The 24,484-nt window shown below is 70.7% G+C and carries 23 protein-coding genes; 16 read left to right on the forward strand and 7 right to left on the reverse strand.

Annotation, left to right across the window (positions count from 1 at the left end):
* Positions 1 to 26: 26 nt before the first annotated feature.
* On the forward strand, positions 27 to 731 hold the full coding sequence (locus DEU32_RS17635) for a DUF4190 domain-containing protein (RefSeq protein WP_114849372.1): 705 nt from the start codon (positions 27 to 29) through the stop codon (positions 729 to 731).
* A 69-nt stretch (positions 732 to 800) separates the two neighbouring features.
* Here DEU32_RS17635 and DEU32_RS03640 read toward each other — a convergent pair whose 3' ends face one another.
* On the reverse strand, positions 801 to 2,003 hold the full coding sequence (locus tag DEU32_RS03640) for a class I SAM-dependent methyltransferase (RefSeq protein ID WP_114849373.1): 1,203 nt from the start codon (positions 2,001 to 2,003) through the stop codon (positions 801 to 803).
* Between the two features lie 158 nt (positions 2,004 to 2,161).
* On the opposite strand from DEU32_RS03640, the gene groES reads away from it, so the two are divergent.
* Both groES and rarD read left to right on the forward strand, forming a co-directional pair.
* Positions 2,162 to 2,458: a co-chaperone GroES gene (gene groES, locus DEU32_RS03645; protein ID WP_058743061.1), complete on the forward strand. Its 297-nt coding sequence runs from the start codon at positions 2,162 to 2,164 to the stop codon at positions 2,456 to 2,458.
* A gap of 147 nt (positions 2,459 to 2,605) precedes the next feature.
* Entirely contained in the window at positions 2,606 to 3,568 is a 963-nt protein-coding gene (gene rarD, locus DEU32_RS03650; RefSeq protein ID WP_114849374.1) for an EamA family transporter RarD, read from the forward strand.
* 236 nt (positions 3,569 to 3,804) lie between these two features.
* On the opposite strand, the gene DEU32_RS03655 is transcribed toward rarD, so the two are convergent.
* The 3 genes from DEU32_RS03655 to guaB all read right to left on the reverse strand — a co-directional run bounded on the left by DEU32_RS03655 (position 3,805) and on the right by guaB (position 8,139).
* Complete coding sequence (locus DEU32_RS03655) at positions 3,805 to 5,139, reverse strand: ABC transporter substrate-binding protein (RefSeq protein WP_114849375.1); 1,335 nt, start codon at positions 5,137 to 5,139, stop codon at positions 3,805 to 3,807.
* Positions 5,140 to 5,521: 382 nt separating this feature from the next.
* On the reverse strand, positions 5,522 to 6,418 hold the full coding sequence (locus tag DEU32_RS03660; RefSeq protein ID WP_147281402.1) for a hypothetical protein: 897 nt from the start codon (positions 6,416 to 6,418) through the stop codon (positions 5,522 to 5,524).
* 218 nt (positions 6,419 to 6,636) lie between these two features.
* On the reverse strand, positions 6,637 to 8,139 hold the full coding sequence (gene guaB, locus DEU32_RS03665; RefSeq protein ID WP_114849377.1) for an IMP dehydrogenase: 1,503 nt from the start codon (positions 8,137 to 8,139) through the stop codon (positions 6,637 to 6,639).
* A gap of 353 nt (positions 8,140 to 8,492) precedes the next feature.
* Between guaB and DEU32_RS03670 the strand changes: the two genes are divergently transcribed.
* The 7 genes from DEU32_RS03670 (at position 8,493) to DEU32_RS03700 (ending at position 16,232) form a co-directional block, all read left to right on the forward strand.
* Complete coding sequence (locus DEU32_RS03670; protein ID WP_241490133.1) at positions 8,493 to 9,983, forward strand: branched-chain amino acid ABC transporter permease; 1,491 nt, start codon at positions 8,493 to 8,495, stop codon at positions 9,981 to 9,983.
* Positions 9,984 to 9,995: 12 nt separating this feature from the next.
* The gene (locus DEU32_RS03675) at positions 9,996 to 10,982 is read left to right on the forward strand and encodes a branched-chain amino acid ABC transporter permease (protein ID WP_114849378.1); all 987 of its coding nucleotides are present in this window, start codon (positions 9,996 to 9,998) and stop codon (positions 10,980 to 10,982) included.
* A complete protein-coding gene (locus DEU32_RS03680) occupies positions 10,975 to 11,862 on the forward strand; it encodes an ABC transporter ATP-binding protein (RefSeq protein WP_114849379.1) in 888 nt (295 codons plus the stop codon). The genes DEU32_RS03675 and DEU32_RS03680 overlap by 8 nt, the downstream gene beginning before the upstream one ends.
* On the forward strand, positions 11,859 to 12,665 hold the full coding sequence (locus tag DEU32_RS03685) for an ABC transporter ATP-binding protein (RefSeq protein WP_229666858.1): 807 nt from the start codon (positions 11,859 to 11,861) through the stop codon (positions 12,663 to 12,665). The genes DEU32_RS03680 and DEU32_RS03685 overlap by 4 nt, the downstream gene beginning before the upstream one ends.
* Positions 12,666 to 12,855: 190 nt before the next feature.
* Positions 12,856 to 13,062, forward strand: a complete 207-nt coding sequence (locus DEU32_RS03690; protein ID WP_114849380.1) for a hypothetical protein — start codon at positions 12,856 to 12,858, stop codon at positions 13,060 to 13,062.
* 9 nt (positions 13,063 to 13,071) lie between these two features.
* Complete coding sequence (locus DEU32_RS03695; RefSeq protein ID WP_114849381.1) at positions 13,072 to 14,193, forward strand: GuaB3 family IMP dehydrogenase-related protein; 1,122 nt, start codon at positions 13,072 to 13,074, stop codon at positions 14,191 to 14,193.
* A 116-nt stretch (positions 14,194 to 14,309) separates the two neighbouring features.
* Positions 14,310 to 16,232 carry a glycerol-3-phosphate dehydrogenase/oxidase gene (locus DEU32_RS03700; protein WP_114849382.1) on the forward strand — a complete coding sequence of 641 codons (1,923 nt, stop codon included), beginning with the start codon at positions 14,310 to 14,312 and terminating at the stop codon, positions 16,230 to 16,232.
* Positions 16,233 to 16,287: 55 nt separating this feature from the next.
* Here DEU32_RS03700 and DEU32_RS03705 read toward each other — a convergent pair whose 3' ends face one another.
* On the reverse strand, positions 16,288 to 16,794 hold the full coding sequence (locus tag DEU32_RS03705; RefSeq protein WP_141863113.1) for a hypothetical protein: 507 nt from the start codon (positions 16,792 to 16,794) through the stop codon (positions 16,288 to 16,290).
* 73 nt (positions 16,795 to 16,867) lie between these two features.
* Between DEU32_RS03705 and DEU32_RS03710 the strand changes: the two genes are divergently transcribed.
* From DEU32_RS03710 to guaA, 5 genes are read left to right on the forward strand one after another with little or no spacing between them, the layout of a single operon-like run.
* On the forward strand, positions 16,868 to 17,398 hold the full coding sequence (locus tag DEU32_RS03710) for a cation:proton antiporter regulatory subunit (RefSeq protein ID WP_058741281.1): 531 nt from the start codon (positions 16,868 to 16,870) through the stop codon (positions 17,396 to 17,398).
* A 3-nt stretch (positions 17,399 to 17,401) separates the two neighbouring features.
* A complete protein-coding gene (locus DEU32_RS03715; RefSeq protein ID WP_058741280.1) occupies positions 17,402 to 18,901 on the forward strand; it encodes a cation:proton antiporter in 1,500 nt (499 codons plus the stop codon).
* A 5-nt stretch (positions 18,902 to 18,906) separates the two neighbouring features.
* Entirely contained in the window at positions 18,907 to 19,683 is a 777-nt protein-coding gene (locus tag DEU32_RS03720; protein WP_058741279.1) for an SURF1 family protein, read from the forward strand.
* Positions 19,684 to 19,693: 10 nt separating this feature from the next.
* A complete protein-coding gene (locus DEU32_RS03725; protein WP_022906980.1) occupies positions 19,694 to 20,140 on the forward strand; it encodes a DUF3817 domain-containing protein in 447 nt (148 codons plus the stop codon).
* Complete coding sequence (guaA, locus tag DEU32_RS03730) at positions 20,137 to 21,717, forward strand: glutamine-hydrolyzing GMP synthase (protein ID WP_058741277.1); 1,581 nt, start codon at positions 20,137 to 20,139, stop codon at positions 21,715 to 21,717. The genes DEU32_RS03725 and guaA overlap by 4 nt, the downstream gene beginning before the upstream one ends.
* A gap of 264 nt (positions 21,718 to 21,981) precedes the next feature.
* Here guaA and DEU32_RS03735 read toward each other — a convergent pair whose 3' ends face one another.
* A complete protein-coding gene (locus tag DEU32_RS03735; RefSeq protein WP_114849383.1) occupies positions 21,982 to 22,857 on the reverse strand; it encodes a Bax inhibitor-1/YccA family protein in 876 nt (291 codons plus the stop codon).
* A 238-nt stretch (positions 22,858 to 23,095) separates the two neighbouring features.
* Here DEU32_RS03735 and DEU32_RS03740 point away from each other — a divergent pair, with 238 nt between their 5' ends.
* Positions 23,096 to 24,109 (forward strand): glycerophosphodiester phosphodiesterase family protein, encoded by a 1,014-nt coding sequence (locus DEU32_RS03740; protein ID WP_114849384.1) that lies wholly within the window; start codon positions 23,096 to 23,098, stop codon positions 24,107 to 24,109.
* Here DEU32_RS03740 and DEU32_RS03745 read toward each other — a convergent pair.
* On the reverse strand, positions 24,083 to 24,379 hold the full coding sequence (locus DEU32_RS03745) for a hypothetical protein (RefSeq protein ID WP_114849385.1): 297 nt from the start codon (positions 24,377 to 24,379) through the stop codon (positions 24,083 to 24,085). The genes DEU32_RS03740 and DEU32_RS03745 overlap by 27 nt on opposite strands.
* Positions 24,380 to 24,484 lie beyond the last annotated feature (105 nt).

Raw genomic sequence — 24,484 nt, forward strand, 5'->3', positions numbered from 1 at the left:
GACCAGGCGCCGAGAGGGGTGGACCGGTGTCCGATCAGAACCAGTGGCCGAAGCCGGACGAGTCGTCGAACGCGTCGAACTCGACCGGGTCCTCGAACCCGAAGTCGAACGCGTCCGGGTCCCAGGCGCCGCAGTCCGCGCCCCGGTCGGCTCCGCAGTACCCGTACTCGGCACCCGGCCAGCAGCAGGACCCGTACGGCCAGCCGCAGCAGCAGTCGAACCCGTACGCGGCACCGCACCAGCAGCAGTCGAACCCGTACGCGCAGCCGCAGCAGCAGTCGAACCCCTACCAGCAGCCGTCCGGCGGCCAGTACGGCCAGCAGCAGGGCGGCCAGTACGGTCAGCAGCCGAGCAACCCGTACGCCCAGCCGCAGCAGCAGTCGAACCCGTACGCGGCGTCCTACGCCTCCACCGGGTACCAGCCGTACGCGCAGCGCCCGAAGACGAACACCCTCGCGGTGCTCTCGATCGTGTTCGGCCTCGGGGCGATCCCGCTCTTCTTCATGGCGATCCTGCTCGGCCCCGCCGGTGCGATCCTCGGCCACATCGCCCTCGGCAAGATCAAGCAGAACGGTGAGGGCGGCCGTGCCCTCGCCCTGACCGGCATCATCGCCGGGTGGGTGATGACCGGCTTCTGGATCCTGTGGATCATCGCGCTCGTGGTCATCGCCGGTCTCGGCAACTCGTACTCCGACCCCTACGGGTACGACTCGGGCGCCTTCGTCGGCTGACGAACCCCGGACGACCACGAGGACGGGCCCCGCGCAACCGCGCGGGGCCCGTCCTGGTGCGCGGTGTGCTCAGCCGGCCACGTCGACGAGCCGCTCGCACAGGATCGCCGTGTGTCGTCCCTCCAGGCGGGTGAGCACGAGCGTGACCGCGCGCCGGCCCCGCAGCCGCAGCCGCTTCCGGAACTGCGCCGGGTCGACGTCCACACCGCGCTTCTTGATCTCGACGGTGCCCACGTCCTCCGCCGCCAGGCGTGCCGCGAGCTGCTTCACGTCGAGCGGCATCGTGTCGAGCACCCGGAAGCCCTGGGCGAACGGCGTGGCCACCGCCCGGTCCGAGGTCACGTACGCGATGCCCTCGGACAGCATCCACCCGTCGAGCGACCGGGCGAGGTCCCCGATCAGCCGCGCGCGGATCACCGCGCCGTCCGGCTCGTACAGGTAGTCGCCGACGGGGCCGACCTCGACGTCCTCGGTGTCCCCGGGCGCGGTCAGCTCCGCGGTGCCGTGTGCGCCGATGACCGTCGCGGCACGTCGGATGCCCGGGCGGGCGAGGGGTCCGGACCAGAGCACGAGCTCGACGACCTCGCGGTCGACGGAGACCCACTGCGCCTCGAGCGTGTCCGGGATGAGATCGCGGTCGATCCCCGGCCCGAGCTTGACGCCCGTCGGGGTGGTCGTCGCGGCCGCGAAGACCGTGTCGAGCGACGGCGACCAGTCGTCCGGGTCCGCCAGCCGTCGGGTGTTCGCGTGTCCGGCGGTCCGACGAGCCGGGTCCATCCACACGCCGTCCACCCGACCGAGGTCGAACCCGGCCGCGTCGCCGAGCTCCACCCGGGCGTTCGGCCACGGCGCGAGGTTGTGCGTCGCGACGGCAGCCGTGACCTCGTCACGGTCGACGGCGGTGACGTCGAGGTCGAGCGCGGCCATCGCCAGCGCGTCGCCGCCGATCCCGCAGCCGAGGTCGGCGACCCGCGTGAGTCCGGCGCCGACGAAGCGTCCGGCGTGCAACGCGGCGACCTGCAGCCGGGTCGCCTGCTCGAGTCCGGCCTCGGTGAAGAGCATGCGCCCGGCGAAGTCGCCGAACTTGCCGCGGGCCCGCTGTCGCAGTCGCGCCTGGGTGAGCACGGCGGCGACGAGCCCCGGGTCGTGGCCCTCGGCGCGGAGCCGGGAGACGACGCGGACGATCTCGCCGCCGTCGGAGATGCCGGGGGTACGGTCGAGCAGGGCCATCCCCTCGGGGGTCAGCAGCTGTGCGAGATCGGCGGCGTCCACGCCTCGATCCTCCCAGGTCGCCGAGAGGGCCGGAGCCGCCTGGCACTCGGATTGACCGAGTGCCAGACTGTCCCTAGACTCGCGTTGGCACTCTCCTGTGCGTAGTGCCAACCGGTTCCCATCTGTACCGAGTCAGTACCGAGAAAGAAGAGGTCACCGTGGCCGTCACCATCAAGCCGCTCGAGGATCGCATCGTCATCCGCCAGGTCGAGGCGGAGCAGACCACTGCTTCCGGCCTGGTCATCCCGGACACCGCGAAGGAGAAGCCCCAGGAGGGCGAGGTCGTCGCCGTGGGCCCCGGTCGCATCGACGACAACGGCAACCGCGTGCCGCTCGACGTCGCCGTCGGCGACAAGGTCATCTACTCGAAGTACGGCGGCACCGAGGTCAAGTACTCGGGCGAGGACCTGCTGGTCCTCTCGGCTCGCGACGTCCTCGCGGTCATCGAGCGCTGACACCCAGCTCCTGACGAACGCCCCGCTCGGCTCCGGCCGGCGGGGCGTTCGTGCGTGCGGCACGCGTCCGGCTCGCGTCCGTGCGCCTTCCGGCCGGGAGGCACGGTGCCGGTCCGCCGCGTCGCTCCGGCTTCCTAGGATGGTTCCGTGAGTGAACCGACCCCGACGCGCCCCGCCCGTTCCGAGGCATCCGTCGGTGTCGTCCAGGCGATCGTCGCGTACGGGCTGTGGGGACTCATGCCGTTGCTCTTCGCGGCGATGGCCCCCGCCGGCGCGTTCGAGATCGTCGCGTGGCGGATCGTCTTCGGGCTGGTCTTCTGTGCCGTCGCGATCGCCGTCACCCGCTCGTGGCTCCGCACCCGCTCCCTGCTGGCCCAGCGCCGGGTGATGCTCGTGATGGGCATCGCGGCCGTCCTCATCCTGGTGAACTGGACCGTGTACGTCGCCGCGACGACGACGGGCCACACGGTCGAGGCCGCCCTCGGGTACTTCATCAACCCGCTCGTGACGATCGCCCTCGGGATCGTGGTGCTCCGCGAACGGCTCCGTGCGGCGCAGTGGGCCGCGGTCGGCATCAGCATCGTGGCGGTCGTCGTCATCGCCGTCGGCTACGGCCAGGTCCCGTGGATCTCGCTGACGCTGGCGTTCTCGTTCGGGTTGTACGGGCTGGTGAAGAAGCGCGTCGGCGGGACGATCGACGCGTTGAGCGGGCTGACGATCGAGACGCTCTGGCTCCTGCCGATCGCCGTGGGCGCGCTCGTCGTGCTCGGGGTCACCGGCCTCGACGGTGGGGTGACCTTCACGAGCGAGGGCTGGCCGCACGTCCTCGTCACGGTGCTGACCGGGCCCGCGACGGCCGTGCCACTGCTGCTCTTCGCGTCCTCGGCGCGGCGGGTGAGCCTGTCCACGCTCGGGTTGACGCAGTACCTCGCACCGGTGATGCAGCTGCTCGTCGGGGTCGTCGTGCAGCACGAGGCGATGCCGCCGGCGCGCTGGATCGGCTTCGGGATCGTGTGGGTGGCGCTCGTCGTGCTCACGGTCGACAGCTTCGCGGCGGCCCGGGCAGCGCGGCGCCGGACGCTCGCACCCACGGCGGCCGAGCCGGTCTGACGGGCCCGACCCGTGCCTCCAGGCCGGCCGCCTGCGCGCCTGCCGGAGCTGGTGCCGCCCGCCCGCGGCGCCGAGTCTCGCCCATGCGGACACATCCGCGGCGTCGATGCCGCGAAACCGTCCGAGGAAACGAGTCTCGCGCCGACAGGGCGAGCGCGCGACCGTCGGCGGCACGCACGTCGGCCCCGGATCTCGATGAGATCCGGGGCCGACGTGTGGTGCGGGGTGGTTCGTGCCTACTTCGAGACCGAGCCCTGGATGGCGCTCTGGTACACGGGCTTGTTGTCACCGTCGAACTTGTAGATGCCGATGTAGGCACTCGACGGGTCGTTGTTCTTGTCGAACGGACCGATGCCGGACGGGCCGGTGTAGTGGATGTCCTTGCCCTCGTCGAGCAGCTTCTTGCAGTCGGCGAAGGTGGTGCACTCGGTCCCGCCGTCGGCGCCGGACACCGCGGCCATGTTCTTCTGGATGGTGCCGGAGTCGGTGCCCTTGCCCTTCACCGCGGCGAGTGCGGCGAGCGTCGTGGCGTCGTAGGACTCGGCCGCGTACGAGTAGTCCGAGAGCGGCTTGCCGGCGGTCTTCTGGTAGTAGTCCGACAGGCGCTGCTTCAGCTCGTCCTTCGGGCTCGCGCCGGGGATGGTGCCCTGAGCGCCCTCGAGGGTGCCCTTGTCGAAGTCCTTCGAGTAGTCCGCGGTGTTGCCGTCGGACATGTAGATCTTCGCCATGTCCGCGTTCTGCGACTTGAGCTCGGGGATGATCGACTTCGTCTCGTCGAAGGCGAGCACGACGATGGCGTCCGGCTTCGTGGCGAGCGCCGCGGTGACCTCGGACGAGAACGTCGTCTGTCCGGGCGGGAACTCCTGACCCTTGCCCTTGCCGCCGTACACGACCTGACCACCAGAGGCCTCGATCGCCTTCTGAACGGTGTCGCGGAGACCCGTGCCGTACGTGTCGTTGAAGACCAGGAACGCGACCTTGGCGTTGCCGTCACCCGTGACGAGCTGGCCGAGCGCCGAGCCCTGCACCGAGTCCGGCGGAGCGGTCCGGTAGTAGTACGACGAGTAGCCGGAGAGCGAGGTCGCCGTGTTCGCGGGCGAGATCTCGACGATGCAGTTGCTCGTCAGCTGGTCGATGACGTTGAGCGTGACGCTCGAGGACTCGGCGCCGATCGCGACCGGGACCTTGGCGTTCACGAGCTTCGTCGCCGCCGAGCTCGACACGGTCATGTCGTTGCTGTCGCCGGAGTCCGTCGCCGGGTCGATGCTGACGTCCTTGTCGAGCACGCCGCCCGCGGCGTTGATGTCCTCGACGGCCAGGCCCACACCGGACTCGGCCGGGGGGTTCAGGTACGACAGGGTGCCGGTGAGGGGCAGGATCGTGCCGATCTTGAGCGCGTCGGTGCCCGGGGTGTCGGGCGCCTTGCAGCTCGCGGCCGGGTCCTTCTTCGCGCCGCTCGCCGAGGCGGAGGAGTCGGTCCCGGCGCTGCCGGTGGTGGAACACGCGGCGAGGAGGAGCGCTGCCGCTCCCGCCACTGCCAGTGCCGTGGTGGCACGGGTGGTTCTGGTCATCCGTGGAGCCCTTTCTCTGCGCGTGAGGCGTCCGACATCGGGTCGAGTGCCGCACCTCCGCGTGGGTTGCCGAGAAAACTAGGGCCGATGTGTTTCGCGTGTGTGTCCGTCGACCTCCCCTGGACGTTTCGTTACAGACCCGTGACTCATCTGTACGGCTGCACCGGAACCCCTGATGAGGAGTCCGTCCGGACGGTTGCGAGCCTGTGGAGCGGTCCTTCCGAGACGCCGCCTTCCCGTCGAGACGCCGCCTTCCCGTCGAGACGCCGCCTTCCCGTCGAGACGCCTCCTTCCCGTCGAGACGCCGCCTTGGGCGCGGGCGTCTCGAGCATGTGGGGGCGTCTCGAGCACCGCGGGGCGTCTCCCGGGCGTCTCCCGGGCGTCACCTGGGCCGCGCCGCCCACCCGCGTCCGAGCGGCACGCCCGCTGCCAGGAGCACGTGGGCGAGGAGGACGGGGTCGCCTGCCTCGCGCATGCCCCACCGCGCGAAGCCGGACACCTGGGGGAGTCGTCGCAGCGCGTCCTCCCGTCGCTTCTCGGCCCACAGCACGTCCCCGTCGTCGTACTTGACGCGACCGTCGAACTCGCCGACGACCCCGACGTCCGGCCACCAGAAGTCGACCCGGAAACGTCCGGCGTCCGTCGCGAACTCCTGCTGCAGGATCGGTGGTGGGACACGGAGGTCCCGCATGGTGACACGGCTGCTCGACTCACCGGGCGACTCCGACGCGGCGTCGGCCAGGTCCAGTGCAGACCTCGCCACGCGGTTGCCGCGCCGACCCGCGCGCTGGTCGAACGCTCGCTGCAGTGCCGGACGGTCCATGTGCCCGGTGTGCAGGACGTGGTCGAGGACGACGACACCGTGCCGGAGCGGAACGGTGTGCGCGATGTCGGTCACGGTCCGCGGCAGGGACGTCACGGGCGTCCCCGAGAGCTCGGCGATCTCGTCCGAGGCGATCTGACCCGCGTGTCGGACGACGCCGCGCCCGACGTGGGTCTTGGCGATGCCCGGGTCGACGACGTGCAGCCGCGAGTCCCACCGACCGAGTTCTGGAAGCCCCCAGAGTGCCCCGGCGGACCGATGGGATGCGACCACGCGGCGTTGCAGGGCAGCGATGCGGGACCGCACGACCAACTGCCGTCGCCCGAGCGCGTCCAGGGCCTCCCACTCCCGGCGCTCGACAGCTGCGCCGTGGAACAGCCGGACCGGGTCTGCCAGGTCAGCGGGACGGCGCACGACCACCGGTCGGCCGGGCCGGAAGGTGGGGATCGATGTCATGGCGACCACACTGACGCGACCACACGTCGGTCGGTGGCGAACGGGACGGACCTGTGGAGCGCCTCCCGTCCAGGTGGGGTGGTGGAGGACGACGCAACACGGCCTGGTGACGATGAGACGCCCCCGAACAGACGAGACGCCCCCGGATTCGGGGGCGTCTCGCGCGTTCGGGGGCGTCTCGTGCAGAAGCGGTCGAGCCGGGCCGGGCCGGGCCGGGGTCAGCCGCGGTAGTTCGGGGCCTCGACGACCATCTTGATGTCGTGGGGGTGCGACTCCTTGAGCCCCGCGGCCGTGATGCGGACGAACTTGCCGCGGGCCTTGAGCTCGGGCACGGTGCGGCCGCCGACGTAGAACATCGATTGACGCAGGCCGCCGACGAGCTGGTAGACGGCGTTCGCCACGGAGCCGCGGTAGGGGACCTGGCCCTCGATGCCCTCGGGGATGAGCTTCTCGTCCGAGGGGACGTCGGCCTGGAAGTAGCGGTCCTTCGAGTACGAGGTCTTCTCGCCGCGCGTCTGCAGGGCGCCGAGGGAGCCCATCCCGCGGTAGGCCTTGTACTGCTTGCCGCCGACGAACACCAGGTCGCCGGGGGACTCGTCGGTGCCGGCGAGGAGCGAGCCGAGCATCACGGTGTCCGCACCCGCGACCAGGGCCTTGGCGATGTCGCCCGAGTACTGCAGGCCGCCGTCGGCGATGACCGGCACGCCGGCCTCCCGCGCGGCGAGCGACGCCTCGTACACGGCGGTGACCTGCGGCACGCCGACACCCGCGACGACGCGCGTGGTGCAGATCGAACCGGGGCCGACGCCGACCTTGACCGCGTCGACACCCGCGTCGATGAGCGCCTGCGCACCCTGCCGCGTCGCGACGTTGCCGCCGATCACGTCGATGCCGGCGAACGAGGCGTCCGCCTTCAGGCGACGGACCATGTCGAGGACGCCCTCGCTCTCGCCGTTCGCGGTGTCGACCACGAGCACGTCGACGCCCGCGTCGCGCAGGGCCTCGGCGCGCTGCCAGGCGTCACCGAAGAAGCCGATGGCCGCGCCCACCCGCAGGCGGCCCTCGTCGTCCTTCGTGGCGTCCGGGTACTTCTCGCTCTTGTCGAAGTCCTTGACGGTGATGAGGCCGCGGAGCTTGCCGTCGGCGTCCACCAGCGGGAGCTTCTCGATCTTGTGCTGCGCGAAGATCGCCACGGCGTCCTCGGGGTCGATGCCCTCGAGCGCGGTGACGAGCGGCGCCTTGGTCATGACGTCGCGGACGAGCGTGGAGGCCATCTCGAACGGGGCGACGAAGCGCATGTCCCGGTTCGTGATGATGCCGACGAGCGTGCCGTCCGACTCGACGACCGGGAGGCCGGAGACACGGAACTGGCCGCAGATCGCGTCGACGTCGGCGACGGTCGCGTCCGGGGTCGTGGTGACCGGGTTCGTGATCATGCCGGACTCGGAGCGCTTGACCTTGTCGACGTACGCCGCCTGGTCCTCGATCGACATGTTGCGGTGCAGGATGCCGATGCCGCCCTGACGAGCCATCGCGATCGCCATCCGGGCCTCGGTCACGGTGTCCATCGCTGCGGACAGCAGCGGGACGTTGACCGAGATGCGCTTGGTGAGCCGGGACGTCGTGGACGCCTCGCTCGGGATGACGTCGGTGTGCCCCGGCAGGAGCATGACGTCGTCGTACGTGAGTCCGATGAATCCGAACGGATCCGGCTGGTCCATGGGTCCCCTTCGTGGGCGAGGTGAAGTGGTGGGCACCGGGGCGCGTCGTCGGGTTCCCGATGGGCCATGGTAACGCGCGCGGTACACGTGCCATTCCGACGGCCCACGGCGGGCAGGCCGCACGGCGCCGGCGAGCAGGCCGCACGGTGCCGGTGAGCGGGGCCGCGCTCGGCCGTGTCCGTGACGCGCGAAACGGTTCCTGAGAATCCTGTACCGGCCGGACGGGCGGATTGGTGCGGATCGACAGGGCATCGGTCACGAAAGCAGCACGATATGTGCAGGAGACGTGACGGAAACACGGGGGACACAAAAAATCCCTAGGGTCCTCGACTATCCGAACGAGAGGCTCATCCGTGGGTTCCATCACTCCCCCGGGGTCAGCGCTCATGCGCCGGCTCCGTCGCGGGGCTCCAGGTCGCAGTCGCCTGGTCCTCGCCGCCGTGCTCTTCCTCGCCTTCCTCGCCACCTTCGCCGTCGACTGGGCAGTGTCGCCCGCGGCGGAGGCGGCGACGAGCACCACCAGCAGCACCAGCAGCGTCACCGCCAGCAGCGTCACCGCCGGCAGCGTCACCGCCAGCAGCAGCAGCCCGGCCAGCGCCCCAGCGAGCGCCCCGGCCAGCACCGGGCCCTGCACCGTGAGCCCCACCAACGGCTGCATCCGGGGCACCATCCTCGACTCCGAGCGGAAGCCCGCCAAGGGCATCGACGTCGACGTGTCCGGCCCCGGCGGCTTCGCGCAGACCGCGTCCACCGACGACACCGGCCGCTGGTCCGTGAGCGTCACGACGGCCGGTCAGTACACGGTGAGCGTCGACCAGGGATCGTTGCCGAAGGGCCAGTACCTGACGAACGCCGCGGACGCCGACCGCAAGGTCAACGCCACGCTGAACGCCAACGTCGGGCAGATCTTCCAGCTCTCCGACCAGCAGGGCGCGACGACCGACACCGACTCGTCGAGCCTGACGTTCGCCCGGGCCTGGCAGCAGCTCGCCTCCGGCATCCGGCTCGGCCTGCTCATCGCCCTCGCGTCCGTCGGCCTCTCGCTGATCTACGGCACCACCGGCCTGTCGAGCTTCTCGCACGGCGAGCAGGTGACCCTCGGCGGTCTGCTCGCATACGTCTTCGCGAACCAGCTCGGCTGGAACATCTGGGTGACCGGGATCGTGGTCACGCTGCTCTGCGCGGCCACCGGCTACCTGCAGGACGCCGCGATCTGGAAGCCACTGCGCCGCAAGCGGATCAGCCTGACGCAGCTCATGATCGTGACGATCGGTCTGTCGATCGCCGCCCAGTACGCGTTCCAGTACTTCTTCGGTGCCTCGACGGTCCGCATCCAGCAGGGCAACCCGGAGACGGTCACGTTCGCCGGACTCACCCTGACGGTGCAGTCCTACGTCGCGATGGCGATCGCGCTCGTCGTGCTCGTCGGCACCGGACTCTTCCTCGCGAAGACCCGCTTCGGCCGGGCCACCCGCGCGGTCTCGGACAACCCGGCGCTCGCCGCGGCGTCCGGCATCGACGTCGACCGGGTGATCCGGTTCGTGTGGACGCTCGCCGCCGGTCTGGCGGGCCTGTCCGGCGTGATGCTCGGCCTCGTGCTGAACGGCGTGAACTGGCAGACCGGTCTCCAGCTGCTCCTGCTCATGTTCGCGTCGGTCACGCTCGGCGGCCTCGGCACCGCGTACGGCGCCCTCGTCGGCTCGATGATCATCGGCGTCGTCGTCGAGCTCACCAACCTCGTGCTCCCCGGCGACTTCAAGTACGCCACGGCGCTCGTCATCCTCATCCTCATCCTGCTGTTCCGGCCGCAGGGCATCTTCGGTCGCGCCGAGCGCATCGGCTAAGGGAGCTGCGACATGGACTACATCCTGAACCTGCTCAGCTCGCTGACGCAGGAGGCCCTCGCCCCCACCACGGCGGCGTTCGCCCTGGCCGCGATCGGCCTGAACGTGCACTTCGGCCTCACCGGCCTGATCAACATGGGCCAGGCGGCGTTCCTGCTGCTCGGCGCCTACGGCTTCGCGATCTCGATCACGAACGGCCTGCCCTTCGTCGTCGCCGTGCTGGTGGCGCTCGCCGTCGCGATCGTCTTCGCGGTGATCCTCGGCATCCCGACCCTGCGGTTGCGCGGCGACTACCTGGCGATCGTGACGATCTCCGGCGCCGAGATCATCCGCATGGTCGGCCGCTCGAGCCTGCTGACCACCACGACCGGCGGCTCGAACGGCATCGCCGGCTCGGCGTACCGCGACCCGTTCAACGCGCTCAGCCCGCTGCCCGACGGCACCACGAGCATCCTGTGGTTCACGTACTCGAACAACGGCGTCAACGGCTGGTGGATCCGCATCGCGGCCTGGGGCCTCGTCGCCCTGTTCACCCTGGTGCTGTTCCTGCTCATGCGCAGCCCGTGGGGCCGTGTCGTGAAGGCCATCCGCGAGGACGAGGACGCCGTCCGCTCCCTCGGCAAGAACGTCTACTCGTACAAGATGCAGGCGCTCGTGTTCGGTGGCGCGCTCGGTGCACTCGCCGGGGTCATCTACGTCCTGCCGAGTTCGGTGCAGCCGGACGCGATGGGTCGGTCGATGACCTTCTTCATCTGGACGGCGCTCATCCTCGGCGGTGCGGCGACGGTCTTCGGTCCGGTCCTCGGGGCCGTGCTCTTCTTCGTGGTCCGCCTGTTCATCCGGACCCTCGCGGGGGACTTCATCCCCGACTCGATCATGAACGCCCAGCAGGCCGAACAGTTCTCCTACGTGCTCGTCGGCGTCGCGCTCATGCTCCTCATCGTGTTCCGTCCACAGGGACTCCTCGGCAACAAGAAGGAGCTGACGTTCAGTGTCTGAGCCGTACGCCCACAGCAAGACCGACCCGATCCTCACGGTCGACACGGTCACCCGCCACTTCGGCGGCATGACCGCGGTCGACGTCGACCACCTCGAGGTGCAGCGCGGCACCATCACGGCGCTGATCGGCCCGAACGGTGCCGGGAAGACGACCTTCTTCAACCTGCTCACCGGGTTCGACAAGCCGAGCCCCGGCGCCCGCACGACGTTCGACGGCGCGACCCTGCAGAAGACCAGCGCGACCCACATCGCGAACAAGGGCATGGTCCGCACGTTCCAGCTGACGAAGGCGCTGAGCCGCCTCACCGTCATGCAGAACATGCTGCTCGGCGCCCGCGACCAGCCCGGCGAGAACTTCTTCGCCGCCCTCGTCAAGCCGCTCTGGTCGAAGCGCGAGCAGGAGATCACCGCCAAGGCCGAGGACCTGCTCGCCCGGTTCAAGCTGCTCGAGAAGAAGGACGACTACGCGGGGTCCCTCTCCGGCGGCCAGCGGAAGCTGCTCGAGATGGCCCGGGCGCTGATGTCCGACCCGACGATGATCATGCTCGACGAGCCGATGGCCGGCGTGAACCCGGCGCTGACCCAGTCGCTGCTCGGGCACATCAAGTCCCTGCGCGACGACGGCATGACCGTGCTGTTCGTGGAGCACGACATGCACATGGTCCGGCACATCTCGGACTGGGTCGTCGTGATGGCCGAGGGCAAGGTCGTCGCCGAGGGGCCGGCCGACACCGTGATGGACGACCGCGCGGTGATCGACGCGTACCTCGGTGCGCACCACGACACGGACCTGGGCGACGACGCGCTCCTCAACGAGGAGACCTACGAGGAACTCGCCGAAGAGGTCAAGGAAGAAGACGAGCAGGAGGCGACCCGATGACCGACGCAACGAACGCAGCCGACGCGAGCCGCGCCTCCGGTCCGTCTCCGGTGGCCACCCTGGACCGCGAGCCGGTCCTCAGCGCGAAGAACCTCGTCGCGGGCTACCTGCCCGGGGTGAACATCCTGAACGGCTGCGACCTGGACTGCTACCCGGGCGAGCTCATCGGCATCATCGGCCCGAACGGCGCCGGGAAGTCGACGCTCCTCAAGGCGCTGTTCGGTCTCGTGTCCATCCGCGAGGGATCGGTCACGCTGCAGGGCGAGGACATCACGAACCTCCGGGCGAACAAGCTCGTGCAGGCCGGCGTCGGCTTCGTCCCCCAGACGAACAACGTCTTCCCCTCGCTCTCCATCGAGGAGAACCTGCAGATGGGCCTGTACCTGCGCCCGAAGAAGTTCGCGGAGCGGCTCGAGGTCATCTACGACCTGTTCCCCGTCCTCGGCCAGCGTCGTACGCAGCGGGCGGGGTCCCTGTCCGGTGGTGAGCGGCAGTCCGTCGCGATGGCGCGGGCCCTGATGATGGACCCGAAGGTGCTGCTGCTCGACGAGCCCTCCGCGGGACTGTCGCCGGTGCGCCAGGACGAGACCTTCATCCGCACCCGCAGGATCAACAAGGCCGGGGTGTCGATCATCATGGTCGAGCAGAACGCGCGACGCTGTCTGCAGATCTGCGATCGTGGGTACGTGCTCGACCAGGGGCGGAACGCGTACTCGGGCACCGGGCGGGAGCTCGCCGACGACCCGAAGGTCATCGAGCTCTACCTGGGGACGCTCGCCAAGGACGTCGACGAGGCGCGCTAGCGTCACGTCGACACACGGGTACCGCTGTGGGGGTGGTACCCGTCCCGGACGGGGTCGCGCTGGCTGCTGTCGCGCCGCGCGGCCCCGTTCCACGAACCGGTCCGGTCACACGCGCCGTCCCGCCGGGCGCGTGGTGCGGAACCGGCCTGGAGGCACGACCCGCCCCCGCCACTCGGCTAGCGTGACGCGGGTGCGCACCTCCGGCCCCCTCGTGCTCGACGCCCTCGTCTGGGTGGTCTTCGCCGCGCTCTTCGTCGGCGCCGCCCTGCTCGTGAAGGTCGCCGCGGTGCTCCTCGTCGTGCTCGTCGTGCTCGCGCTCCTGCTCGGGCTCGTCCTGCGGGTGCTGCGGAACCGGCGGGCCCGACGCACCCGCCCGCGGGACGGGACCGCCCGCTAGGCTTGCCCGGTGACTGAAGTCGAGATCGGTGCAGGCAAGCGCGGCCATCGGGCGTACGCGTTCGACGACATCGCGGTGGTCCCCTCGCGGCGCACCCGCGACCCGCACGACGTGAGCGTGCAGTGGTCGATCGACGCGTTCACGTTCGCGTCGCCGATCCTGTCCGCGCCGATGGACTCCGTGTCCTCGCCGGCGACGGTCATCCAGATGGGCAAGCTCGGGATCCTCGGCGTGCTCGACCTCGAGGGTCTCTGGACCCGCTACGAGGACCCGACGCCGTTCTACGAGGAGATCAAGACCCTCACCGACGGCAACGTCACCCGTCGCATGCAGGAGATCTACTCGGAGCCGGTCAAGGCCGAGCTGATCACCGCGCGCCTGGCCGAGATCCGCGCCGCCGGGGTCCCGGTCGCCGGGTCGCTCAGCCCGCAGCGCACGCAGGAGTTCTCGCAGACCGTCGTCGACGCCGGGGTCGACCTGTTCGTCATCCGCGGCACCACGGTCTCCGCCGAGCACGTCTCCCAGAACCAGGAGCCGCTCAACCTCAAGAAGTTCATCTACGAGCTCGACGTCCCGGTGATCGTCGGCGGTGCCTCGACGTACACGTCGGCGCTGCACCTGATGCGCACCGGCGCCGCGGGCGTCCTCGTCGGCTTCGGCGGCGGTGCGGCGTCGACCACCCGTGCGGCGCTCGGCATCCACGCGCCGATGGCCACCGCGGTCGCGGACGTCGCCGGCGCCCGTCGCGACTACATGGACGAGTCCGGCGGCCGGTACGTGCACGTCATCGCGGACGGCGGCCTCGACACGGCCGGCGACATCGTCAAGGCCATCGCGGTCGGCGCCGACGCGGTCATGCTCGGCACCGCCCTGGCCCGCGCGACCGAGGCCCCCGGCGGCGGCTTCCACTGGGGTGCCGAGGCGCACCACCCGGAGCTGCCCCGCGGCCGCCGGGTCGAGGTCGGCCAGATAGCCCCGCTCGAGAACGTCCTGAACGGCCCGACCCCGTCGTGGGACGGCCGCGCCAACCTGGTCGGCGCCCTGCGTCGGTCGATGGCCACCACCGGATACTCCGACGTCAAGGAGTTCCAGCGAGTAGAAGTGGTCGTGGCGCCGTACCACCGACAGTGACGGCGGTTCCCGTGCCCCTGCACGGGTGACGTCCCGGCGCCGACCGTGCCGGGCCTGGTCCGGCGCAGCACGCGCGCGGAGGCCGGCTCCGGGCGTGGACCCGCACGGAGGCGACGATGGCGAAGGCACCCACCAGCACGAGCACCGGCACCAGCACGGGCCCCGGACCGGACGGGACGAACGCCGCTCCCGGGCGGGGCGTGCCGTCGAGCGGCGGCGTCGGGTTCGACCCGACCGCGAAGCTCGGGCCGGACGAACGCGCGGCGACGATCGAGGCGCTGAAGACGAAGGAGCTCGACGTCCTGGTCGTCGGCGGCGGCATCGTCGGTGGCGGTAGCGCGCTCGACGCGGTGACCCGCGGGCTGAGCGTCGGGATCGTCGAGGCCCGCGACTGGGGATCCGGCACGTCGAGCCGCTCGTCGAAGCTCGTGCACGGTGGCATCCGCTACCTCGAGCAACTCAACTTCGCGCTCGTCCGCGAGGCCCTGATCGAGCGCGGCCTGCTCCTGCAGCGCATCGCCCCGCACCTGGTGAAGCCGGTCCGCTTCCTGTACCCGCTCAACCACCGCGTGTGGGAACGCTTCTACATCGGCATCGGCATGGCGATGTACGACGTCTTCAGCTGGTCCGGCGGCCGTCCCCCGGGGGTCCCGCACCACCGGCACCTCAGCCGCAAGCAGGTCCTCCGGAACATGCCCGGCCTGAAGAAGGACGCCTTCATCGGCGGCATGACCTACTACGACGCGCAGGTCGACGACGCCCGCTACGTCGCCTCGCTCGTCCGGACCGCCGCCTCGTACGGAGCGCTCGCGGCCAGCCGGGTCCGGATCGAGGGGTTCATCAAGGTCGGGGAGCGGGTCGTCGGGGCGCACGCGCACGACATCCAGACCGGCGAGAAGTTCGACATCCGGGCGAAGCAGGTCGTCAACGCCACGGGTGTCTGGACCGACGACACCCAGGCGATGATCGGCACGCGCGGGCAGTTCAAGGTGCGGGCGTCGAAGGGCGTGCACCTGGTGATCCCGCGGGACCGCTTCCAGTCGAACACCGGCATGATCCTGCGCACCGAGAAGAGCGTGCTGTTCGTCATCCCGTGGGGTCGGCACTGGCTCGTCGGCACGACGGACACCGACTGGAACCTCGACAAGGCGCACCCCGCTGCCACCGCGGCGGACATCGACTACATCCTCGAGCACGTCAACAAGGTGCTCGCGGTCCCGCTCACCCGCGAGGACGTCGAGGGGGTCTACGCCGGGCTCCGGCCGCTCCTGGCGGGGGAGTCCGACCAGACCTCGCAGCTCAGCCGCGAGCACGTCGTCGCGCACACCGTCCCCGGGCTCGTCGTCGTGGCCGGCGGCAAGTGGACGACCTACCGCGTGATGGGCAAGGACGCCATCGACGAGGCCGTCGCCGCGATGGACGGCAAGATCCCGGCGTCGACGACCGAGGACATCCCGCTCGTCGGTGCCGAGGGCTACCCGGCGGCCTGGAACCGCCGCGGTCGCACCGCCCGGTCGTACGGGCTGCACAAGGTCCGCATCGAGCACCTGCTCAACCGGTACGGCACGCTCGCGACCGAGGTCCTGGCGCTCGTGAAGCAGGACCCGTCCCTCGGCGAGCCGCTGCCCCAGGCCGATGACTACATCGGCGCCGAGGTGGTCTACGCGGCCTCGCACGAGGGCGCCCTGCACCTGGAGGACGTCCTCGCCCGCCGCACCCGCATCTCGATCGAGGCGTGGGACCGCGGCGAGTCGGCCGCGCCGGTCGCGGCGAAGCTCATGGCCGACGTGCTCGGCTGGGACCAGGAGACGACCGAGAACGAGGTCGCGAACTACCTGAAGCGCGTCGCCGCGGAGCGCGAGTCGCAGCTGCAGCCCGACGACGAGTCCGCGGACCGCGTGCGGCTCGAGGCGCCGGACATCGCGTTCGGCTTCGACGAGGACGACGTGGTCGTCGGCGGCGGCCGGTCGAGCGGTGCCGAGGGCGCGAAGGCGTCGGACGAGCAGGTCGTCGGCGAGAAGACGAGCGAACCGAAGTAAGCACGAGACGGACGGGAGGCACGTGGCGGGCCCGCCACGCGCCTCCCGTCCGTCGTCAGCCTGCGGTCCGCGACCGGCGCGCGGTCCGCACCGCCGTCGCGACGAGCACCACCGGGATGCCCGCCAGCGCGACCAGGCTGACGGTGAAGAGCACCTGCCCGGACCACGCGTGCACCGCGCCGGAGACCCCGAAGGCGTCGGCGACGTCCATCCCCAGGAAGAACCCGCTCTGGAACACGGCCGCTGCACCGAACGCGAGCAGCGCGAGGTGGCAGACCGCGACGACCGGGAGCGGCATGCGCTGCCGGAGCCCCACGACCGCGACGCCGACCGCCATCGCGACCCCGGTGCCCGCGCTCACGAGCACGCCCACGACGTCCTGGGTCGTGCTGAGCCCGATCGCGTCGACGCCCGCGTAGATCGAGCGGAGCGACCGACCCGGGACGGCGGCGAGCGGATCGAGCACCAGGGCGTGCACCGCGAGCAGTGCCGCGTACCCGATCACGAGCACCATCCCACCAACGGCCGTCACCCGCGTCCACGCCGTCCGAGTCCACCCCATCCCCGCACCCTACGGCCGGAATGCCGGGAACCAGCCGGTGGTTATCATCGGGGTACTCACCAAGGGAGCCATCATGGTCGACGTCCATCGCGTCAAACTCCCCGGAGTCGGCGTGCTGCACAGCTTCTACACCGACGACGGTGGCAAGTGCGGGGTCATCACGCACCGGTCGGGGCACTCCGACCTCATCTCGTTCGCCGACGTCTCGGACGGCGCGGACAAGTCCGAGAAGGTCTCGCTGCGCCTGAGCGAGGACGAGGCGCACACCCTCGCCGAACTGCTCGGCGGCACCCGCATCACCGAGGGCCTCGACAAGCTCGACGAGATCCCGGGCCTGTCCATCGACTGGTTCAGCGTGGACTACGACGACGCGATCGCCGGCAAGCCCCTCGGCGACCTGCACGACTCCGGCTTCATCGGCCTCACCGTCGTCGCGGTCGTCCGCGGTGACAGCGCGAACCCCGCGCCCTCCTCCGACTTCGTCGTGTTCCCCGGTGACACCATCGTCGTCGCGGGTGCTCCCGAGAAGGTCGCGAAGGCGTTCTCCTTCTACCGCAGCGGACAGCTGGCGGCCGCGGCCGCCGAGGCGCCGCCCGGGAGCTAGCCGGTGCACCTGGGTGGTGAGCTGCTGACCATCGGCGGCCTGTTCATCATCGCCTACGTCCTCGGACGCCTGGGCAAGACCATCGGTCTGCCCGCCATCCCGATCTACATGGTCGTCGGGCTCATCGCGAGCCCGCACACCCCGTGGATCGGGCTGAGCGTCGAGTCCCACACGATCGAGCTGATCGCGACGTTCGGACTCGTGCTCCTGCTCTTCAACCTGGGGTTGGAGTTCGACCAGGAGGAGTTCTACGGCAACGCCGGGAAGCTCCTGGTCTCCGGCGGCACGTACGTCGCCATCAACATGGGCATCGGGTTCGCCTTCGGGTTCTCGCTCGGCTGGGGCACCCGAGAAGCCCTGATCATCGCGGGCATGACGGCGACGTCGTCGAGTGCGATCGTGACGAAGCTCCTCATCGAGCTGCGGCGCCTGGCGAACGACGAGACGCCGATGATCCTCGGCGTCACCGTGATCGAGGACGTCTTCATCGCCATCTACCTGGCGATCGTCTCCGTGGTGCTCTCCGGCGACACGAACGTCTGGGGCGTGGTCGGCAAGCTCGGACTCGCGTTCGGGTTCCTCGTCGTGATGTTCACGCTCGCCCGGTTCGCCGGCAAGTGGGTGTCGAAGATCTTCGCGACCCGCGACGACGAGCTGTTCACCGTGCTGTTCTTCGGCCTCGCCGTGATGTTCGGCGGCATCGGCGACCTGCTCGGCGTGACGGACGCGATCGGTGCGTTCGTGATCGGCCTGCTCTGCGGCGCGACCCGCTACCGGGACCGCATCGAGCAGCTCGCCCTGCCGATGCGCGACGTGTTCGCGGCCTTCTTCTTCGTGAACTTCGGGCTCGGCCTCGACGTGTCCACCTTCGGTGAGGTGCTCTGGCCCGTCCTCGGCGCGATCGGCATGACGGTCGTGCTCAACGCGGTCGCGGGGCAGATCGTCGCCCGGATGAACGGGTTCAACGTCCAGCAGGGGATCAACACCGCGGTCATCCTGGTGAACCGTGGCGAGTTCGCGCTGATCCTCGCGACGCTCTCGGCTGCCGCCGGCCTGGAGGAGCGGATCACCGCGTTCGCGGGCCTCTACGTCCTCGTCATGGCCGTCCTGGGACCGCTGCTCGCCGTGAACTCGGACCGGATCGGCCGCCTCGTGGTGCGCCCCGCCCGCGTGGCGCGGCTGCGCCAGCGCCTGCGCGCGCGGCTCGGCGGCTCCGGGGCCCGCGGCTCGGGTGCCGGGATCCCGGCGGGGCCGTCGCTCGACGCGGCGATCGACACCGCGGCCGAGGCCGGCGTCGCCGACCAGGACGCGGCCGCCGCCGCTCGTCGTGCCGAACGCGACCGGCAGTTCGCGGAGGAGTTCGCCCTCGTGGAGGCGGCTGGTAGGGAAGAGCGCGACAATGGAGCGTCCGACCCGGCCACGAGCGACCCCGTCACGTCGCCGGTCGACGTCCCCACCGAGCGCCCGAAGCGCCCGGCCCGCCAGCGTGACCCGGAGTACTGATACAGATGTGGGCCGTTGCCCGACGACCGAAGTGGATCGCGCTGCTCGTGCTGGCGCTCGTGCTCGCGGGGGTGTTCGCCGGGCTGGGCAAGTGGCAGCTCGAGCGGAGCATCGCGAACGGCACCCCGCTGCCGGAGACCACCGAGACGCAGAAGCCGCTGCAGGACGTGACCCAGCCGGGGCAGGCCGCATCGGAGACGATCGCCGGGCAGAAGGTCAGCGTCACCGGTCGCTTCGTCGCCGGTGACACCACGCTGCTGACCGGCCGCTCCGGCGGCGGGACGTACCAGACCGTCGGTCACCTGGTCGACGCGGCGAGCGGCGCGAGCGTGCCCGTCGTGATCGGGTGGGCGGACGAGCGTCGCGCGGCCGAGGCCGGCGGGGAGCGCGTAGCCGACGGCGCCGAGCTCACGGTCGAGGGCCGCTACTACCCGGCCGAGTCGCCCGACCAGGACGCGTACACCAAGGGTGAGTTCTCGGCGGTGGCGCCGGCACGGTTCGTGAACACGTGGAAGGCGTTCGACGACCGGATGTACATCGGCTACGTCGTCGCCGACGGCAGCACCGCGAAGGCGGCCGACCTCGGCACCATCGCCGACCGGGCCCCGACGCGCGAGGTCCAGTTCGACTGGCTCAACCTGTTCTACGCGATCGAGTGGGTCGTCTTCGCCGGCTTCGCCGTGTTCCTCTGGTACCGCTTCGTGAAGGACGCCTGGGAACGTGAGCAGGAGGACGCTCAGGACGCCGCAGCGGCCACCGAGCCCGCTCCGGCGCACCGGTAGGATCGAGGCCATGGCTCTGACCGTCCGAACCCGCGACATCCCGAAGATCCCGGGAGCCGTCAAGTGGTACCGCGTCTCGGCGTACATCACCGGTGTGCTGCTGCTGGCCCTCGTCATCGAGGTGATCATCAAGTACACGCCGCTGCAGCTCGAGATGCAGCTCGGCAACGGGCCGTTCTTCGTGCCGAACGGCACGGCCGGCGAAGCACCGGGCACGTTCAACCTGTCGATCGCGATCCTCATCGCGCACGGCTGGCTGTACGTCCTCTACCTGTTCACGGACTTCCGCCTCTGGAGCATCATGCGCTGGAAGCCGTCGCGCTTCCTGCTCATCGCCCTCGGCGGCATCATCCCGTTCATGTCCTTCGTGGTGGAGCACCGCATGCAGCAGAAGGCCATGGACACCTACCACGAGCTGACCGCTGCCCAGCAGCGTGAGAAGGAGGCCGCTCGGTGAGCGAGACCGACCAGCGACCCGTCCTCGTCGTCGACTTCGGTGCGCAGTACGCGCAGCTGATCGCCCGACGCGTGCGCGAGGCGAACGTCTACAGCGAGATCGTCCCGCACTCCATCACCGCGGACGAGGTCAAGGCGAAGGACCCGGCGGCCATCGTGCTCTCCGGCGGCCCCTCGTCCGTCTACGAGGAAGGCGCCCCGGCGCTCGACGGCGAGATCCTGGACCTCGGTGTCCCCGTGCTCGGCATCTGCTACGGCTTCCAGGCGATGGCGAAGTCGCTCGGTGGCGAGGTCGCCCAGACCGGCCAGCGCGAGTACGGCGCGACCGACGTCACCGTGACCGGGACCGACAGCGTCCTGCTCGGCGACCAGCCGGCGTCCCAGGTCACGTGGATGTCGCACGGCGACTCCGTGGCGAAGGCGCCGGAGGGCTTCGAGGTCCTCGCGTCGAGCGCCTCGACCCCGGTCGCCGCCTTCGCGTCAGACGAGCGCAAGCTCTACGGCGTGCAGTGGCACCCCGAGGTCAAGCACTCCGCGTTCGGCCAGGCCGTCCTCGAGAACTTCCTGCACCGTGCCGCCGGGCTCCCCGGCGACTGGAACTCGAACAACGTCATCGAGGAGCAGGTCGCCCGCATCCGGGAGCAGGTCGGCTCCGCACGGGTCATCGCCGGGCTCTCCGGCGGCGTCGACTCCGCCGTGGCCGCTGCCCTGGTGCACAAAGCCGTCGGCGACCAGCTCACGTGCGTCTTCGTCGACCACGGGCTCCTGCGCGCCGACGAGCGCAAGCAGGTGGAAGAGGACTACGTCGCCTCGACCGGTGTCCGGCTCGTCACGGTCGACGCGGAGCAGCAGTTCCTCGACGCCCTGGCCGGTGTGAGCGACCCGGAGCAGAAGCGCAAGATCATCGGCCGCGAGTTCATCCGCACGTTCGAGGCGGCCGCCGAGGCCCTCGTGCTCGAGGCGCGCGGAGACGACGAGGCCGGCGAGGTCAAGTTCCTCGTGCAGGGCACGCTCTACCCCGACGTCGTCGAGTCCGGCGGCGGTTCGGGCACGGCGAACATCAAGTCGCACCACAACGTCGGTGGGCTGCCGGAGGACATGACCTTCGAGCTCGTCGAGCCGCTGCGCACCCTGTTCAAGGACGAGGTCCGTGCGGTCGGTCGCGAGCTCGGGCTCCCCGAGGTCATCGTCGGCCGCCAGCCGTTCCCCGGCCCGGGGCTCGGCATCCGCATCGTGGGCGAGGTCACCGCGGAGCGGCTGGACCTGCTCCGTGCCGCGGACAAGATCGCGCGCGAGGAACTCACCGCGGCCGGCCTCGACGAGGAGATCTGGCAGTGCCCAGTCGTCCTGCTCGCCGACGTCCGCTCCGTGGGCGTCCAGGGCGACGGCCGTACCTACGGCCACCCGATCGTGCTCCGTCCGGTCTCGTCCGAGGACGCCATGACCGCGGACTGGACGCGCCTGCCGTACGACACCCTCGCGAAGATCTCGAACCGCATCACGAACGAGGTGCCCGACGTCAACCGGGTCGTGCTCGACGTCACGTCGAAGCCGCCGGGGACGATCGAGTGGGAGTGACCCCTCCCTGACCTGCCGAGGGCCCGGTGCGCGCTGCGTGCCGGGCCCTCGTGCGTGCGGGTGGGCCGCCGACCGTGCCACTTCTGTCACGCTCGAGGCGCGCCGGCGACCGGAAGCGCACACACGACGACACGCGCGCGGCATGTCTTGCACGCTCGCGGGGCGCGCTGGGCCACCCGGCGCCCGCGCTGGCAGAATCCGCCCCCGGGAACGCCGAAGGGCCCCGGCGGTGCCGGGGCCCTTCGGTCGTGGTCGAGCGGAGCGCTAGTTGCGCTGGCTGCTCGCGATGATGGCGAGGATGCGCAGGATCTCGAGGTACAGCCACACCAGGGTGACGATGAGCCCGAACGCCGCCGTCCACGCGTAGATCTTCGGGGCGCCGCGCTGGACACCGGTCTTGATCTGGTCGAAGTCGAGGATCAGCGAGTACGCCGCCATGAGCACCACGAACACGCCGATCAGGACGCCGAGCGGAATGCCGAAGATCTTCACACCGAGGAGTCCGAACGCGGTGTTCGTCACACCGGTCCACATCAGGACGAGGTTCACGAGCGAGAACGCCATGTAGCCGACGATCGCGACGAGGAAGAAGCGCGTGGCCTTGGGCGTCGCACGGACCTTGCCGGACGTGAACAGCAGCAGCGTGACGGCGAAGACACCGAGGGTGCCGAAGACCGCCTGCGTCACGATGCCGTCGAACGCCGAGTTGTAGTAGCCGGAGATACCACCGACGAACAGCCCCTCGAAGAAGGCGTACAGCAGCACGAGGGCCGGCGACGGCTTCTTCTTGAAGGTGTTCACGAGCGCGAGCACGAAGCCCACGACCGCGCCGACGATCCAGACGATCGGGGGCAGGTTCCACCCGGCGACCGCGCCGACGAGGAGCACGCCGAAGGCCAGGAGCGTCTTGACGATGGTGTCCTCGTACGACATCCGGTCCGTGTCGACGGTGTTCGCCGACGGGCGGTCGTACAGGTACTGCAGCTGCTCGGGCGTCATGCCGCCCTGCTGCGGGTACTGCCCCTGCTTCGGGGTCTGTCCCCAGCCCGCCTGCTGCTGACCAGCGCCGCTGACGCCCCAGGCGCCACGCCCCTGGTCGTTGAAGGCGGGGGACTGGTCGAAACCGGGCTTGAAGGCCATGGTGTCCTCTTCCTTGGAGATTCGAGTCCTCTCAGCCTAGAGGCGCTGCGCCGCGGAAGGCTGAGGATTCGCGGCGAGCGGAAGCGGGTCCTGACGGGCCCGACACCCGAAGACTATGGGGGTGGTCTGCGAGCGCACCCCGAGCCGGCCGAACGATCGCCGATCACCTGCGACGGCTCGCAGCAGTGCCCCGTCGCGCGACACCGCCCGGTCAAGGCGGGGCGGTACGGTTCGGCGCATGACCCGTGTGATCGCCCACCGCGGCGCCTCCGGCCACCGGCCCGAGCACTCCCGGAGCGCCTACGAGCTCGCCGTCGAGCTCGGTGCCGACGCCATCGAGCCGGACCTCGTGCCGACGCGGGACGGCGTGCTCGTGCTGCGCCACGAGAACGAGGTGTCCGGCACGACCGACGTCGCGGACCGTCCCGAGTTCGCGCACCTGCGGACGACGAAGACCGTCGACGGCCAGGTCGTCACCGGGTGGTTCACCGAGGACTTCACGTGGGACGAGCTCCGCACGCTGCGGGTCCGCGAGCGCCTCCCGGCCCTGCGGCCCGCGTCCGCGGCGTACGACGGGCAGGAGGGCGTGCTCCGGCTCGAGGACCTGCTCGGCATCCTCGAGGCGGCACCGCGGCCGGTCGGGCTCGTCGCCGAGGTGAAGCACGCCACCTTCTTCGAGCAGGCCGGCTTCCCGATGGCGCAGCTGCTCGACGACGCACTCGGGGCCGCCGGCTGGCGCGGCGACGACCGCCTGACGGTCGAGTCGTTCGAGAAGACGGTGCTCCGGCAGCTCGGCGCGCGGGGGACGGGTGGCCGGCTCGTGTACCTCCAGGAGGCTCGTGGCAGCGCCGCGGACGAGGTCGCCGCCCACGGGTCGGCGGCTCCGTCGTGGGCGTCCGAGCGGACCGACGAGGCCCTGGCCGGCTTCGCCGCGGAGTTCCACGGGATCAGCGTCGACCTGAAGACCCTGATGGCGGGGACCGACACCGCGGCCGTGGACGACCCCCGACCGGTGCGGAGCGCGATCGTCGACCGGGCGCACGTGGCGGGGCTCGCGGTCTACACCTGGACCCTGCGGCCGGAGAACCGGTTCCTGCCGGCGCCGCTCCGCCGGGGCGGGGACGTCGCCGCACACGGGGACTGGGAGCGCTGGTTCACCTCGGTGCTGCGGACCGGCGTCGACGGTGTGTTCGCGGACCACCCTGACCTCGCGGCGCGGGCCCGGTCACTGGTCGGCGGCAGCGCGGACTGAGACGTCGGGGTGTCCCGCGGGCTCGAGGTCGACCGGGTGCCCGGTACGACGCGCGGCGACCGCGGCTGCAGTGCTCGCCGCGACCCCGACGACCGCGGGGAAGCCGGGTATCGGTCCCCACAGCGGGCCCCAGGACGCGGGCGGCACGATGATGCAGAGCGCCGCGAGGGCACCGGCGAGCACCGCGTGCGCGACGACGTGCACGCCACGAGGGAGCGCGTGCCGCGCGAGCGCCCAGCCGAGCAGCCACGTGCACAGACCATCCAGCACCAGCTCCGCTCGACGAGCGCCACGGCGTCCCGGGCGGTCCACGTCCTCATGCCCCACAGCCTGGACGCTCGAGGGACGCACCCGGGTCCCCGAGGACCGCGCTGT

The organism is Curtobacterium sp. AG1037, from assembly GCF_003349855.1.
GTDB classification, from domain to species: Bacteria; Actinomycetota; Actinomycetes; order Actinomycetales; family Microbacteriaceae; genus Curtobacterium; species Curtobacterium citreum.

Coding starts and splice junctions, on each gene's coding strand:
- guaB (WP_114849377.1), bottom strand. CDS start 8,139: ATGGACCAGCCGGATCCGTTCGGATTCATCGGACTCACGTACGACGAC.
- DEU32_RS03700 (WP_114849382.1), top strand. CDS start 14,310: ATGGCGAAGGCACCCACCAGCACGAGCACCGGCACCAGCACGGGCCCC.
- DEU32_RS03675 (WP_114849378.1), top strand. CDS start 9,996: ATGGACTACATCCTGAACCTGCTCAGCTCGCTGACGCAGGAGGCCCTC.
- DEU32_RS03725 (WP_022906980.1), top strand. CDS start 19,694: ATGGCTCTGACCGTCCGAACCCGCGACATCCCGAAGATCCCGGGAGCC.
- DEU32_RS03660 (WP_147281402.1), bottom strand. CDS start 6,418: ATGACATCGATCCCCACCTTCCGGCCCGGCCGACCGGTGGTCGTGCGC.
- DEU32_RS03685 (WP_229666858.1), top strand. CDS start 11,859: ATGACCGACGCAACGAACGCAGCCGACGCGAGCCGCGCCTCCGGTCCG.
- DEU32_RS03655 (WP_114849375.1), bottom strand. CDS start 5,139: ATGACCAGAACCACCCGTGCCACCACGGCACTGGCAGTGGCGGGAGCG.
- DEU32_RS03740 (WP_114849384.1), top strand. CDS start 23,096: ATGACCCGTGTGATCGCCCACCGCGGCGCCTCCGGCCACCGGCCCGAG.
- DEU32_RS03735 (WP_114849383.1), bottom strand. CDS start 22,857: ATGGCCTTCAAGCCCGGTTTCGACCAGTCCCCCGCCTTCAACGACCAG.
- DEU32_RS03710 (WP_058741281.1), top strand. CDS start 16,868: ATGGTCGACGTCCATCGCGTCAAACTCCCCGGAGTCGGCGTGCTGCAC.
- DEU32_RS03705 (WP_141863113.1), bottom strand. CDS start 16,794: ATGGGGTGGACTCGGACGGCGTGGACGCGGGTGACGGCCGTTGGTGGG.
- DEU32_RS03720 (WP_058741279.1), top strand. CDS start 18,907: ATGTGGGCCGTTGCCCGACGACCGAAGTGGATCGCGCTGCTCGTGCTG.